Source organism: Paenibacillus kribbensis (assembly GCF_002240415.1).
GTDB lineage: Bacteria > Bacillota > Bacilli > Paenibacillales > Paenibacillaceae > Paenibacillus > Paenibacillus kribbensis.
The window spans coordinates 3,779,291-3,792,915 of sequence record NZ_CP020028.1 but is presented as its reverse complement, the minus strand read 5'-3'; the positions used below and the strand labels follow the sequence as shown (position 1 = coordinate 3,792,915).

Sequence of the window (13,625 nt, the reverse complement as noted above, 5' to 3'; positions counted from 1 at the left end):
GTTCAGTAATATTTTAAAAATTAGAGCGAGGTATTAATGTCTTTTTCAATGATGCTCTCTTCTCGAATGCAACTTCGTTCCCTTCCAACTCATCAGGTGCCATACCAGCTCCTTAAACCAAAAATGCTGCAAATAATTGTATTTGGATTGTTCTATTTCAAACGCTAGTTTGTGATACAGATGGATAGCCTCTTGGTTCTTGTTCGCTACATGAAGCGTTAACACATGAAAGCCGGAATCAACCGTAAATTGTTGTGCAAAAGCTAGAAAACGTCGTCCTATTCCTTGATTGCGATGACTTGAGCGAATCGCCAAATGATCAATGTAACACTCATCTGCGGCAGGTTTATAATCAGCGCATGCATACCCGTCAAAAATTTAAATACATTGAAGCAGCCAAACTGTTTTATGAGCGGAGTCCAGGAAATGGATTTTTTGGTTGCAGGGAGCGAAGAGGAATGTGCTTTCCATTTGAGGCAGAGGACACCGACCACTTCCGCATTCTCTTTAACTACAAATTGCTTCATCGTTGAAGGATTAGGGGCTTGAAGCCAGACCTTCATGAGTAACTGCTGTATATCCTGATCCTCCAGTGCAACAAGAGCTTGAAATTTTGCTTTAAATGATTCCACTAAGAGCTTACATACAGCTTCATAATCTTGCTTTTGATAAGGAACAATGTCAATTGATTCTGGATTCATGTAACGGCCTCCCGGACTCCAAGAAGTTTATTTTACTTTGACTTGAATCTCATATTGCAGCTTGTTGTTGTCAAACATGGAAAGGTAGGATTTTTCTACTAAAATGATTTTGCTTAGGCATTCATATTGTTGCTCAGCCGCATAACGCTCCAGTTGTTGGATTTCATGCTCAATCACGTCGTCTTCAGTAACGGAAAAATGCTTATAAAGATAGCTGCCTTCTTCCAGAATATAGTCAGCCGTATCCGTCATTACTGTCGTTTCATAACATAGCTTCACCTGTCCAGAATCAGATAGATAATGCAGATCATTTTCAAATAATTGAGGCGGGGCGAGTCGTTGTTCGAATAGATCCCTGGCAGTGAGCTCTTGATCATTTTCAAATGCAAACCACAGCTTTAAATGTCGAGTGCCTAACAGACCGATCTGATATTCATTGTCCTGCTGGGTGAGGTTATGATGTTCTTTTAGCACTTTGTGAATAAATTGTTCGAGCAGCTTCAAGCTAGCTATTTCATCCTGTACCCTCTGCAACGAATTCTCTAAAAGCTGGTGTAATCATCGGCAGCGTACGAAGTCAGGCATTCTTCAATCTGTCCGACAGGGATATTTAATTTACGCAGCAATAAAATATGGGATAGCTGATAAATTTCATGAAGTCCGTACATTCGATATTGATTTTTTTCTGTGTATGACGGATACAGAATACCCTTTTCTTCAAAATATCGCAGCTGGTGTACTGATACATTCATAAGCTGTGAAAGCTGGCTAATCGTAATGTGTTCTTTCAATGACAGGACTCCTTACTGTGTAGTTGAATAACTCCACTATAAACCTTAGGTCAGACCTAAGGTCAACAGCAATTTGAGAACAGCAAAGTTACTGTTGAACGAGCAAATGATTTACCTGTTCGTGATAACCCGTTATAATCATAGGACTTGGATGAATGAGCATAACAAGATGTTCAGGATGAAGGCTAGAATGGGGAAATCATGTTGAAAAATTTTAAAAAGGTATACATTGAGATCACAAGCATCTGCAATCTCGCATGCAGCTTTTGCCCTCAGACACAGCGTGTCAAAAAATTTATTGATCCGGAAGTCTTTCGGAATGTGCTTGATCAGGTCAAGCCGCATACAGATTACATTTATCTGCATGTAAAAGGAGAGCCGCTGCTTCATCCGAAAATTGATCTTTTGTTGGAAAGCGCTCATGAGAAGGGCTTAAAGGTCAATATTACGACCAATGGTACGTTGTTGCCCAAGACCGGACATAAGCTGATTGGGCAACCGGCGCTGCGGCAGATGAACTTTTCTCTTCACAGCTTTGACGGGCATGAAGGCTCCGTGGATCGGGAAGGATATCTGGGCCATATTTTCACGTTTGTCAGAGAAGCTGTGAAGCATAATGTCATTATTTCGTTCCGTCTCTGGAACCTGACGCCGGATAATTTGACCAATGTGGAGCGTCAGCGCAACCGGGCGACACTTGAGCAGTTGGAGCAGGAGTTTGGGCTGGATTACCGGATTGAGGAAAAGGTGGTACCTGGGAGCGGGATTAAAATTGCCCCCAATATTTATTTGAATCAGGATCACGAATTTGAATGGCCCAGCCTGAGTGCCCCGGAGGATGATGGCAAAGGCTTTTGCCATGCGCTTCGCAGCCAGGCGGCGGTATTAGTGGATGGAACGGTTGTCCCATGCTGTCTTGATGGCGAAGGCGTTATTAATTTGGGTAATGTGCACGAGCAATCTTTTACCGATATTGTGGAAGGGGAGCGTGCAAACCGTTTGTATTACGGGTTTTCCAGGAGAGAAGCGGTGGAAGAGCTGTGCCGGAAGTGTGGATACCGTAAACGTTTTGGAACCTAATGGACATTTGGCGAGTGCAGATTTCGAATCTCTGACAAATCGCTATCCCCGTTTTGAGCTTAGACCCATAGGAAAAAGCCGTTAAATACCAAGGAGTGATTGGTGTTTAGCGGCTTTTTTTGAAAAGGCATTTGTTCAGGCATTAACCAGCGCTTTGGCGTGTTGTTTGCCTGCCGAGAGAAGGCTGTCGCTCAGTTCAGGATCATTGACAGAACGTGCAAGCACAAGAGAACCGACCATACTGCTGAACAATGCGCGACCCTTTGACAAATCTATTCCCGCCAAATTGGAGATAAACGTAATCATTCGTTCCAGCTCCTGCGTGAATATCTGCCGGATTTCTTCGGAAGAACGGGCTATTTCTACGGAAAGGGCAGGAATAATACAGCCAATTTCTGTTCGATCACGGTGATGGGTGCTTAAATAGTAGTCTATGACAAGATTGATTTTGGGAGCTTGCTTTTCTTGGTCAACGGCCTCCTGAAGCAGTGCGAGGGTATCACTGACGGCATAGCGACAGGCTTCGGCGACTAGCTGTTCCTTGTTGTCAAAGTGTGAATAAAACCCGCCGTGAGTTAGTCCGGCCCCTTTCATAATAAAGGGCACACTTACATCGTGAATACCGTTGGCGCGAAAAGCCTGGGCAGCACTTTCAACGATCTTACTCCGCACTTTTATCTTATGGCCTTTTGGATAAGGCATTGTAATCACTCCATGGATTTATAATGCTAACATCAAAATATTATAATCATCATAATAAAACGTGTCAATTTGTCTTCCTGCAACGACAACTTCAGCATGGCTGGTCACGACTATTGACGCATTTAAAATATGATGACTATAATATATTATAATCATCATATTTTAAATCAGGCTATTTTAACAGGAGGTATTAGGTTATGAGCAAGCTTGAATCTGTAGATACACTGGTCATTGGATCGGGTCCTGGAGGTTATGTGGCGGCATTGCGTTCTTCGCAGCTTGGAATGAAAACAGCGATTGTTGAACGCAGTCAGCTAGGTGGAGTCTGCACGAATGTTGGCTGCATTCCATCCAAAGCTTTGATTGCCGAAGCACATCGCTATGAGGTACTCAGGCAGTTAAATCAGGCAGATGCAGCAGCGTCCTTCGTGAATGCTCAGGCTTTGAAACAGGGGATTGTGAATAAGCAGGCAGGCGGAGTCGGCTATTTAATGAAAACGGCAGGTGTGAGTGTTCTGGAAGGGGAGGCAAGCTTGGTTGACGAACATACAGCTATCATCAAGCAAAATGGAGCGGAACAAACCATTTCCTTTAAGTATGCCATATTAGCAACCGGTTCCCGTCCAATCGAGCTAAAAGCATTTCCCTTCGGCGGGCGTATTTTGTCCTCTACAGAAGCGCTTTCACTCCCCGGGGTTCCGTCCAGTCTGATCGTGATAGGTGGTGGATATATTGGCATTGAACTTGGACAGATGTATGCTAAATTTGGAACAAAAATAACGATTTTGGAGGGAGGGGAGCGGGTGCTGCCGGGATTTGAGACGGACCTTGTGGCCCCTGTTGTCAAGCAGTTGAAAACAGATGGTGTAAATATCGTAACCGGGGCGACAGCCGAAAAAGTCGTGCAGAATGAGGATACTATTACGCTGCATTATTCAAAAGATCAGGAGCAGCATCATGTTACTGCAGAGTTTGTATTAGTTACTGTAGGCAGAAGACCCAATACAGATGGCAGGTTAGGACTGGAGCACATTGGCTTGCCAGTGACGAGCAGGGGGCTAATCGAGACAGACGAACAGTGTAGAACGGCTATTCCGCATATTTTTGCCATTGGAGATATTACGGCGGGTCCATCGCTTGCCCATAAGGCTTCCTATGAAGCGAAGATTGCGGCAGAAGTGATTGCAGGTCAAGCTGCTAAAGTGGATTATAAAGCCCTGCCGCTCGTTGTCTTTTCTGAACCAGAGCTGGCTAGTGTCGGCCTAAGTGAAACGGAAGCAAAGGAAAAGGCCCTGCCGATTGTCATTGGTAAAGCTTCTTTTACAATTAACGGCAGAGCATTGGCATTGAGGGCAGCAGAAGGATTTATCAAAATTGTAGCAGCCCAGGGCTCAGGAACCGTGTTGGGTGCGCAAATCGTTGGAGTCGAAGCATCAACGCTCATTTCAGAGCTTGCTCTGGCTATCGAGATGGGAGCAACCGTGGAGGACTTGGCTCTAACCATTCATCCCCATCCCACACTGGGAGAAGTAATCATGGAGGCTGCGGAGAACGCGGTCCGAAAAATGGATGGTACAAAGTAGAGGTTCCGTACGAAATCACTTCATTGCCTGTGAGAATAATTATCAACTATAGTTTAAATCAATTGCTATAAAACGGGACTATTATGGTTAGAAGCTGCCATAATAGTCCTTTTTTGTCCCCCAAAAAGTTGACCTGATTTATATCGTCTCCGGGTGACATGATTGGCATCTCCCCATATCGAATGTTTGAAAGGTGAGTAGTTTGTCAAAAATGGGTACTATATCCTATGTTTGTGATGAGAATAATCTCCAAAGGGGAGCTATACATGGTTAAAAAAATTCAGCTGCCATTGCAAACCTTAAGCCTGGTTGTCTCCTTTATGGCCTGGGTCTTGATCTCTTCCCTGATTTCTTACATAAGTCAGGATATTCCGCTGACGGCTGGACAAAGAGCATGGTCTACCGCGATCCCGGTAATCCTGGGCTCTTTGCTGCGAATTCCGGCGGGGATTCTGACCAACCGCTTCGGGGCAAGGCTGATGAATACGGTCAGCTTCTTTATTCTGCTTGCTCCCGTCTACTACTTGAGCCAGGCCAATACTTTTCTGGATTTGGCGGTCGGGGGCTTCTTTCTTGGGATAGGCGGAGCTACGTTCTCGGTCGGTGTGACCTCACTACCCAAATATTATCCCAAAGAAAAGCAGGGCACCATCAACGGGATATACGGGATCGGGAACCTGGGTACGGCCATCTCTACCTTCGGCGCACCGTGGGTGGCTGATGCGATCGGCTGGTCAAGAGCCCTTCAGCTTTTTTTGATTCTGCTGGTCCTTTTCGCTCTGCTGAATCTGTTTTTGGGCGATAAGCGCGAAGAACGCGTACGAAGGTCATGGAAGGATCAGCTCAAGCAGGTTTATCGCAACGAAAAGCTGTGGTTTTTCAGCATATTTTACTTCATCACCTTCGGCTCCTTCGTAGCTTTTACGATCTATCTCCCCGGTTTTCTGGTCAGCTATTTTGAATTAAGCAAGGTGGATGCCGGACTCAGGACGGCGGGTTTTATCGCCTTGGCGACCTTTCTCCGTCCGGTAGGCGGGATACTGTCGGACAAGTCTAATCCCTTTGTCGTTCTTATGTTTGTGTTTTCCGGGCTAACCTTGTCAGGAGTTTTGCTCTCTTTCGGATTGACCATGCCTCTTTTTACGTTGGGCTGTTTGATGGTAGCCGTGTGTGCCGGTATCGGGAATGGCGCGGTGTTCAAGCTGGTCCCGCTTTACTTTTCCAAGCAGGGGGGCATTGCCAGCGGGATCGTCTCTGCTGCGGGCGGTCTGGGCGGCTTTTTTCCTCCACTGCTGCTTACCCTGCTGTTTGGGTGGACAGGCCACTATGCAATCGGCTTTATGGCCTTGTCCGAGGCCTCGCTGGCCAGCCTGATACTTGTTCTGTGGGTGTTTTTTAGCAACAAGCTGGAGTTTGCGTCGGATATTATCAAGTCCACAGCCGATGCTGTGATGGTCACTGATGCCGAGGGCGTGATCCATACCGTAAACGCCGCCTTCACCGAGGTCACCGGATATCCGAAAGAAGCGGTGATCGGCAAAACTCCCAATATACTCAGCTCCGGCTTCCATGATCGCTCTTTCTATAATGCCTTTTGGGACACTTTGCTGACTACCGGAAAATGGCAGGGAAAGATCGTCAACCGCAAGGCAAACGGGGAGGTTTTTCGGGAGTGGCTCTCCGTAACGGCGATCACGAACGAGCAGAATGCCACCCATTATGTGGCTATATTCAGCGACCTTTCGCAGGCTGACTCCGTAATCGGGGAAGGTGAAGGCGACAGGCTGGCGGAGAATCAATTCTCAAAAAAAGCAACAAGAAAGGAGGCGGGGGAGTAATGTCAGGACCCGCACTAAGACATGTGGACAGCCATTCGATGATTCATGAGGCGGCCTTGGGCGAAGCAAGAGAACTTACAGAGCTGTTGGACAGAAGTATAAAAAAAGGCGAACTGGACAAGGCGGAGGAAATCGCTTACATCACGGTGGAGCATTGGGAGGGGCGTACGCTTCAGCACGCAGCCAGCGAAGAGGAAGGATTATATGTGGAGGCTGTCGACATCAAGCCGGAGTTGAAGAACGTCATTATTTCCCTGACTCGCGATCATCAATTAATGCGGGAAATTGTCGGTGAGATTAAGGAACTGCTGGCGCAAGGCAAGGTGGGATGCGAGCTTCTTGCCCGTTTTCAAGCCTTGATTGTCGTTGATGAACTGCATAACCGGGATGAAATGAACATGCTGGAAAAAGAAGTGGAGGGACTGCTTCATGAAAAATGAGACCCATACACTGTCGGCGATGCTTCCCGACAAACCGCTTCAATCCGTGGAGCCGAGGCTATATCGGCTACTTGTACAAGAGCTCGAGATGCTCCACCTTCATCCTTATGATGTGAAGGCGGGTGGCCGGACCGATGATCACGGCATCACCGTCTACCTCCGATTTGGCGAGGAATTGGGGCAGGTCACCAGCAGGAAATTTTCCTGGGCATCGATGGAAGACGGCGACGAGGAGATCTTGACCTTTTTTAAACAGGCGACGGAAAAGATTAAGAAATCGATGATTGCCGATTATTTTAAAATGATGAAATTCTGACAAAGGTCGGCGAAATGAGTTAAAAAAACGGCTACGAAAGAAGGCGAACCAGATGAATCAGGCGGAAACGGAACAGTTTGTCCGGGATGATCGGAATGATTTGCTTGCCTTGCTTGAGATGAGATTCGGCGGAGCGCCGCAGCCTGTGCAAGAACAAATCTGCCGGCTGCAGGATCTGAACGAGCTTCAGCGCCTGATGATCGCGGCTTGCAACGCAGCGGATTGGGAAGTGTTTATGGAAGAGCTTCAGTCGGGACAAGACAGCTTCAAACTGACAGGGGAAAGGTTTAACCCGATAAACCAGCAGGGAAAGGAGCATCTGTACAATGGCTGAGCATAAAAACAAGCTGCTTGAAGCGTTGAAATACTTGCAGCGCGGAGAGGCCATTAACGAGGGATGGACCGAGGAAAGCCCCAGATCCCGGGATTGGGAGAGCCTATACCGCGGCCGCTGGCAGCATGACAAGGTCGTTCGGTCGACACATGGCGTCAACTGTACCGGCTCCTGCAGTTGGAATGTTTACGTCAAGGATGGCATTATCACCTGGGAAACACAAAAAACGGACTACCCGACCACGGGAGATGACTTCCCCGAGTATGAGCCCCGAGGCTGCCCGCGTGGGGCAAGCTTTTCCTGGTATACCTATAGCCCGATCCGGGTGAAGTATCCCTATATCCGCGGCGATTTGTACGACATGTGGCGTGAGGAGCTGGCCGTTGTGGAGGACCCGGTCATGGCCTGGAAAAACATCGTCAGTGATCCGAAAAAGCGCGACAGATATGTCAAGGCCAGAGGGAAAGGTGGCTTCGTCCGGGCGGATTGGGATGATGCCTGTCAGATGATCGCCAGCTCTATTATCCATACCATTCAGCAATACGGTCCGGATCGTGTCGTCGGCTTTAGCCCGATCCCCGCCATGTCCATGGTGAGTTATTCGGCAGGGACGCGCTTCCTGTCGCTGATTGGCGGGACTATCCTCAGTTTTTATGATTGGTATGCAGACCTTCCTCCTGCCTCGCCGCAGGTTTGGGGAGAACAAACAGATGTGCCGGAAAGCGGCGACTGGTATAACACCAAGTATTTCATTATCTGGGGGACCAACATTCCGCAAACCCGGTCTCCTGATGCGCATTTCATGGTGGAAGCCCGTTATAACGGCACCAAGGTGGTCGGGGTCAGCCCCGATTATTCCGAATATGAAAAGTTCGCGGACATTTGGCTGCCAGCTAAAGCCGGGACCGATGCCGCGCTTGCCATGGCCATGACCCACGTCATTCTCAAAGAATTTTACGTGGATCAGCAGGTCCCTTATTTTATGGATTATGTTAAAAAATTTACAGACCTGCCTTTCCTCGTGATTCTGGAGGAACATGCCGATGCGCTTCGTTCAGGCCGCTTCCTTCGGGCCTCCGACTTGGGCGATGCCCAGGAGCTGGCCGAATGGAAAACGGTAGTCTGGGACGTCGCTTCAGGAGCGCCAACGGTTCCGGGCGGCAGCCAGGGCTTCCGTTGGGATCAGGACAGCAGGTGGAATCTGGATCTCGAAAACCCCGACGGGACAGCGCTGGACCCCCTGTTGTCATTTATTGATGAAGCGGATGAAGTGGCTCTCGTTGACTTTCCTTATTTTGCGGAAGCGGAAGGAGGGACGGTCCGGCGCGGGGTTCCGGTAAAACATTTGCCGAGTGCGGAAGGCAGGACGCTCAAAGTCGTGACGGTTTACGACCTTATGATGGCTCATGCAGGCGTACCCAGACAGCAACTGCCGGGCGATTATCCGCTCGATTATAACGATCTGAAGCCTTACACTCCGGCTTGGCAGGAGGCGATTACCGGCGTTAAGAAATCCCATTGCATTCAGGTAGCGAGGGAGTTTGCCGAAAATGCGGCCAAGACGGGCGGAAAATCGATGATCGCTATGGGCGGAGGAACGAATCACTGGTACCACAGCGATCAAATCTATCGGTCCATTCTGAATCTGGTGCTGCTCACGGGCTCCCAGGGGGTAAACGGCGGCGGATGGGCCCATTATGTGGGTCAGGAAAAGGTAAGGCCGGTGGAGGGGTGGCAGCAAATCGCCTTTGCCGGAGACTGGATCAAGCCTCCCCGGTTACAAAACGGAACCTCCTTCTTCTACTTCGCGACAGAGCAGTTCCGTTATGAGGCCAAGGCCAATGAGGAGCAGAAACCATCCTGGGGCGGGCGGTTTAACCATATGCATCCTGCGGATGTCAATGCGCTGGCCGTAAGGCTCGGGTGGCTGCCTTCATTCCCGCAATTCAACCAGAACTCCATCGATGTGGCCAGACAGGTTCGGGAAAAAGGGCTTTCGGACGACCAGGAGGCCGTACAGGAAATTGCCAGGATGGTTAAAGAGGGAGAACTGGATTTTGCGGTGGAGCACCCCAATGATCCAAATAATTTCCCGCGTGTCTTTTTCAACTGGCGGTCCAATCTGCTTGGCGATAGCGGTAAAGGGCATGAGTACTTTGCCAAGCATTTGATCGGGGCGGACAATCAGGTGTTGACGGACCCGAGCCATTCGTGGCGGCCGGAGACGGTGAAGACGGATGATGTTCCACCGGAAGGCAAAACCGATTTGTTCATCAGCATGGATTTCAGAATGACGAGTTCAGGGCTCTTTTCGGATATCGTGCTGCCAGCAGCGACCTGGTACGAAAAATACGATTTAAGCACGACCGATATGCATCCGTTTGTCCATCCGTTTAATCCGGCTGTTGAACCGCCTTGGCAAAGCAAAAGCGATTGGGACGCTTTTCGGGAAATCGCCAAAACGTTCTCCCAATTGGCGGAGAAACATTTGCCAGCCTGCGAGGATGTTCTCATGACACCGCTCGGCCATGACAGTCCGGATGAAATCGCCCAGGATCACGGAAAAATCCGCGATTGGCGCAAGGGGGAGACGGAGGCAGTGCCCGGCAAAACGATGCCCCATTTTTTATTGGTGAAGCGTGACTATCCGAACGTGTATGGAAAAATGATTACCATCGGACCGAACATTAAAAAGGGTTATGGAACAAAGGGGATTAAAATTCCCGGCGACAAGGTGTACGGCCAGCTCATGGAGCGGCTGGGGGCATCGAAACATGAGGGGATCGGCAAAGGCCAGCCGGATCTGTTCCGGGATAAACAGGTGATCGAAGCGATTTTGCTGATGTCCGGCGCCACGAACGGGGAACGGGCCGTGGAAGGCTGGCGTTCGCTAGAGGCTAAAACCGGTAAAAAGCTGGAGGACATCTCCAAACCGCGGGAAGAAGAGGCCTTCACGCTTTTGGATATTACTGCGCAGCCCCGGCATACGATCTCAACTCCGGTCTGGAGCGGCTTGGAGAAGGACAATCGGAGATATTCGCCTTTTACCTTAAATACGGAGTACAGCATTCCGTGGCGTACTTTAACGGGCCGGCAGAGCTTCTATCTGGACCATGAGATGATTTTGGATTTTGGTGAAGGGCTGCCGCTTTATTTGCCGCCGCTGGAGCACATTCCTTTTTTTAAGGGTGAAAAAGAAGTTCCGGTGAAAGGGAAAACGATGACCATCCGTTATTTGACCCCGCACCAAAAATGGGGAATTCATACGATGTTTACCGACACCAATCAAATGTCGACGCTGTTCCGTGGGTGGCAGGTCGTCTGGCTGAACGAAAAAGACGGGGCCTCGATCGGGATCAAGGACAACGACTGGATTGAGGTATACAACCGGAATGGAGTCATCGCTGCAAGAGCGGTGCTGACTTACCGGATTCCAGAGGGAATCGCTTATATGTACCATGCCCAGGATCGCACGCTTGGCGTGCCGGGCACCTCCATCACCAAGCAGCGCGGCGGTACCCATAACAGTGTGACCCGGATTACGATGAAGCCGACACATATGATCGGCGGCTATGCCCAATTGAGCTACGGGTTCAATTATTACGGGCCGACGGGAAGTCAGAGAGATACGATGACAATCATCCGACCGCTGAAGGAGGTTGACTGGCTTGAGGATTAAAGCACAAGTCGCCATGGTCATGAACCTGGACAAATGCATCGGCTGCCATACCTGTTCGGTGACCTGCAAGAACACGTGGACCAATCGGCCCGGAACGGAATACATGTGGTACAACAATGTCGAAACCCGTCCGGGTCCCGGGTACCCTCGGGAATGGGAAGACCTGAGGAAATTTAAAGGCGGGTGGGTGCTGCGAAACGGAAAGCTGTCACTCCGGGCGGGGGGCCCGATCACCAAGCTGGCGAATATTTTTTACAATCCGAATATGGCTAGTCTGGACAACTTCTATGAGCCGTGGACCTATGATTACGATAGCTTGATTCATAGCCCCAAGCGGAAGCATCTTCCGGTCGCGCGGCCCGTATCCCTGATTACCGGCGAATATATGGACAAGCCGAACTGGGGCCCGAACTGGGATGACGACCTGGCTGGCGGAAGCGAGATCGTACCGCTGGACCCGAATGTCAAGCAGCTTCAGGAACACATCGCCATGGAGTATGAGAAGACGTTCATGATGTACCTGCCCCGCATTTGCGAGCATTGCCTGAACCCTTCCTGCGTGGCTTCCTGTCCATCCGGAGCTTTGTACAAGCGGGAGGAGGACGGTATCGTACTTGTGGATCAAGACGCCTGCCGGGGGTGGAGATTCTGTACCAATGGCTGCCCCTACCACAAGGTATACTACAACTGGAATACGCATAAGGCGGAAAAATGCAATTTTTGCTACCCGCGGACAGAAGCGGGCCTGGCCACGGTTTGCTCGGAAACCTGTGTAGGCCGGATCCGCTATATCGGTGTCGTCTTTTATGACGCGGATCGGGCCAAGGCGGCTGCTTCCGTAGAGAATCCGCAGGATCTGTATGAATCCCAGCTTTCGGTGTTCCTTGATCCCTTTGAGCCGGAAGTGATCAAGGAGGCGAGAAGAAGCGGGATCAACGATTCCTGGATCGATGCGGCACAACGCTCGCCGATCTATAAGCTTGCCATGAAGTGGAAGGTTGCTCTGCCACTTCATCCGGAATACCGCACGCTCCCTATGGTGTGGTACGTTCCGCCGCTTAGCCCGATTATGAACCATATCGAAGAAGACGAGCTGCAGACCGATCACTATATTCCCGCCGTCGATCAGATGCGGATTCCGATGGAGTATCTGGCATCTCTGCTTACGGCAGGAGACACCTCCGTCATCCGCAGGGTTTTGCTTAAAATGACCGCCATGCGTGTACACAGACGGCAGCGAGCCGTTGGCGGCATGGATGATCTCAGGCACAGTCAGCTTTTGGAGGAGGCGGGAATGACGGTGGAGGAAATTGAAGAGATGACCCGATTGTTCGCTGTTGCCAAATATAACGAAAGGTTTGTGATTCCAACTGCCCGAAGGGAAATGGATGGCGCGAAAGAGCTTCACTACAAGCAAGGGGCCTGCAGCATCGAATCCATTACCCCGTCAAGCGCGGTCATGTCACATCTTTTCCCAAGGGAGGATCACTGATGATGGAACATAAGCCCGTTTTACTCGCAGCCTGCGCCAGATTGCTTGGATATCCCTGTGAGGATTTTCAGGAAATGAAGGAGGAACTGCTTGCAGCTGTCCGAGAGGAAATGAAGGATCATGAGCTGGCGAGCAGGTTTGGCCAGGCGGCGGAGGCCATCTTCTCGGTTCCTCCCAAGGAGCTTCAGGAAGTTTATGTGTGGACGTTCGATTGGAAGGAAAAGACCGGACTCTATCTGACCGCTCATGAATTGGGTGACAGTCGGGAACGTGGGGCAGCTCTGATTCTGCTTCAGCATATTGTCCGGGATGCGGGCTTTATGATGCCGAGCGGGGAGCTGTGCGACTTTATTCCGCTGCTGTACGAGCTGCTGGCGGTAAGGTCCGACAATGTTCATGTGCGCGCGCTGGAACTCCGGCTGGCCGCAGCCACGGAGCGGATTCGGAAGCATCTGTCTGAAGACAGCCCCTATTCCGGGTTGTTGAACTTTCTGATGACCGATGTTTTCGAGGTCCCTACGGAAGAAGAGATTCGCATGCTGGAGAGCAAGCGGGAGAGCGCCGATCTGGATGAGCTGCCTTACCCTATCCTGTTTGGCATGGATGGCACGGCTCGTAGCGATTCGGATTTACCCGTCTACAAAACGTGCAATGGAATGGAGGTATAAT

14 protein-coding genes are annotated in these 13,625 nt (G+C 49.9%); 9 read left to right on the top strand and 5 right to left on the bottom strand.

Features of this window, described 5'->3' with window-relative positions:
- Nucleotides 1-45: 45 nt before the first annotated feature.
- From B4V02_RS26725 to B4V02_RS26710, 4 genes are read right to left on the bottom strand one after another with little or no spacing between them, the layout of a single operon-like run.
- Nucleotides 46-315: a GNAT family N-acetyltransferase gene (locus B4V02_RS26725; RefSeq protein WP_244188348.1), complete on the bottom strand. Its 270-nt coding sequence runs from the start codon at nt 313-315 to the stop codon at nt 46-48.
- Nucleotides 279-701 carry a hypothetical protein gene (locus B4V02_RS26720; protein ID WP_244188347.1) on the bottom strand — a complete coding sequence of 141 codons (423 nt, stop codon included), beginning with the start codon at nt 699-701 and terminating at the stop codon, nt 279-281. The genes B4V02_RS26725 and B4V02_RS26720 overlap by 37 nt, the downstream gene beginning before the upstream one ends.
- A 27-nt stretch (nt 702-728) precedes the next feature.
- The gene (locus B4V02_RS26715) at nt 729-1,205 is read right to left on the bottom strand and encodes a hypothetical protein (protein ID WP_244188346.1); all 477 of its coding nucleotides are present in this window, start codon (nt 1,203-1,205) and stop codon (nt 729-731) included.
- Nucleotides 1,206-1,243: 38 nt separating this feature from the next.
- Nucleotides 1,244-1,492 (bottom strand): helix-turn-helix domain-containing protein, encoded by a 249-nt coding sequence (locus tag B4V02_RS26710; protein ID WP_244188345.1) that lies wholly within the window; start codon nt 1,490-1,492, stop codon nt 1,244-1,246.
- Nucleotides 1,493-1,693: 201 nt separating this feature from the next.
- Between B4V02_RS26710 and B4V02_RS16830 the strand changes: the two genes are divergently transcribed.
- On the top strand, nt 1,694-2,572 hold the full coding sequence (locus B4V02_RS16830) for a radical SAM/SPASM domain-containing protein (RefSeq protein ID WP_094155673.1): 879 nt from the start codon (nt 1,694-1,696) through the stop codon (nt 2,570-2,572).
- 135 nt (nt 2,573-2,707) lie between these two features.
- Here the strand turns inward: B4V02_RS16830 and B4V02_RS16825 are convergent, their stop codons facing one another.
- A complete protein-coding gene (locus tag B4V02_RS16825) occupies nt 2,708-3,274 on the bottom strand; it encodes a TetR/AcrR family transcriptional regulator (protein ID WP_007429726.1) in 567 nt (188 codons plus the stop codon).
- Nucleotides 3,275-3,471: 197 nt separating this feature from the next.
- On the opposite strand from B4V02_RS16825, the gene lpdA reads away from it, so the two are divergent.
- The 8 genes from lpdA (at nt 3,472) to narJ (ending at nt 13,624) form a co-directional block, all read left to right on the top strand.
- On the top strand, nt 3,472-4,857 hold the full coding sequence (gene lpdA / locus B4V02_RS16820) for a dihydrolipoyl dehydrogenase (RefSeq protein WP_094155672.1): 1,386 nt from the start codon (nt 3,472-3,474) through the stop codon (nt 4,855-4,857).
- Between the two features lie 266 nt (nt 4,858-5,123).
- Entirely contained in the window at nt 5,124-6,695 is a 1,572-nt protein-coding gene (locus tag B4V02_RS16815; protein WP_094155671.1) for a nitrate/nitrite transporter, read from the top strand.
- Nucleotides 6,695-7,135 (top strand): hemerythrin domain-containing protein, encoded by a 441-nt coding sequence (locus B4V02_RS16810; RefSeq protein WP_094155670.1) that lies wholly within the window; start codon nt 6,695-6,697, stop codon nt 7,133-7,135. The genes B4V02_RS16815 and B4V02_RS16810 overlap by 1 nt, the downstream gene beginning before the upstream one ends.
- Nucleotides 7,125-7,451: a hypothetical protein gene (locus B4V02_RS16805; protein WP_094155669.1), complete on the top strand. Its 327-nt coding sequence runs from the start codon at nt 7,125-7,127 to the stop codon at nt 7,449-7,451. The genes B4V02_RS16810 and B4V02_RS16805 overlap by 11 nt, the downstream gene beginning before the upstream one ends.
- A 52-nt stretch (nt 7,452-7,503) precedes the next feature.
- Nucleotides 7,504-7,785, top strand: a complete 282-nt coding sequence (locus B4V02_RS16800) for a hypothetical protein (RefSeq protein ID WP_094155668.1) — start codon at nt 7,504-7,506, stop codon at nt 7,783-7,785.
- Nucleotides 7,778-11,464, top strand: a complete 3,687-nt coding sequence (locus B4V02_RS16795) for a nitrate reductase subunit alpha (RefSeq protein ID WP_094155667.1) — start codon at nt 7,778-7,780, stop codon at nt 11,462-11,464. Before B4V02_RS16800 ends, B4V02_RS16795 begins: the two co-directional genes overlap by 8 nt.
- Nucleotides 11,454-12,956, top strand: a complete 1,503-nt coding sequence (gene narH / locus B4V02_RS16790; protein ID WP_094155666.1) for a nitrate reductase subunit beta — start codon at nt 11,454-11,456, stop codon at nt 12,954-12,956. Before B4V02_RS16795 ends, narH begins: the two co-directional genes overlap by 11 nt.
- The gene (gene narJ / locus B4V02_RS16785) at nt 12,956-13,624 is read left to right on the top strand and encodes a nitrate reductase molybdenum cofactor assembly chaperone (RefSeq protein ID WP_007429735.1); all 669 of its coding nucleotides are present in this window, start codon (nt 12,956-12,958) and stop codon (nt 13,622-13,624) included. Before narH ends, narJ begins: the two co-directional genes overlap by 1 nt.
- Nucleotide 13,625 lies beyond the last annotated feature (1 nt).

What these genes read in the sequence shown, in the direction of transcription:
- B4V02_RS16830 (WP_094155673.1), top strand. Translation starts at nt 1,694, where the DNA reads ATGTTGAAAAATTTTAAAAAGGTATACATTGAGATCACAAGCATCTGC.
- B4V02_RS16795 (WP_094155667.1), top strand. Translation starts at nt 7,778, where the DNA reads ATGGCTGAGCATAAAAACAAGCTGCTTGAAGCGTTGAAATACTTGCAG.
- B4V02_RS16805 (WP_094155669.1), top strand. Translation starts at nt 7,125, where the DNA reads ATGAAAAATGAGACCCATACACTGTCGGCGATGCTTCCCGACAAACCG.
- narJ (WP_007429735.1), top strand. Translation starts at nt 12,956, where the DNA reads ATGATGGAACATAAGCCCGTTTTACTCGCAGCCTGCGCCAGATTGCTT.
- B4V02_RS16800 (WP_094155668.1), top strand. Translation starts at nt 7,504, where the DNA reads ATGAATCAGGCGGAAACGGAACAGTTTGTCCGGGATGATCGGAATGAT.
- B4V02_RS16825 (WP_007429726.1), bottom strand. Translation starts at nt 3,274, where the DNA reads ATGCCTTATCCAAAAGGCCATAAGATAAAAGTGCGGAGTAAGATCGTT.
- B4V02_RS16810 (WP_094155670.1), top strand. Translation starts at nt 6,695, where the DNA reads ATGTCAGGACCCGCACTAAGACATGTGGACAGCCATTCGATGATTCAT.
- B4V02_RS26720 (WP_244188347.1), bottom strand. Translation starts at nt 701, where the DNA reads ATGAATCCAGAATCAATTGACATTGTTCCTTATCAAAAGCAAGATTAT.
- lpdA (WP_094155672.1), top strand. Translation starts at nt 3,472, where the DNA reads ATGAGCAAGCTTGAATCTGTAGATACACTGGTCATTGGATCGGGTCCT.
- B4V02_RS16815 (WP_094155671.1), top strand. Translation starts at nt 5,124, where the DNA reads ATGGTTAAAAAAATTCAGCTGCCATTGCAAACCTTAAGCCTGGTTGTC.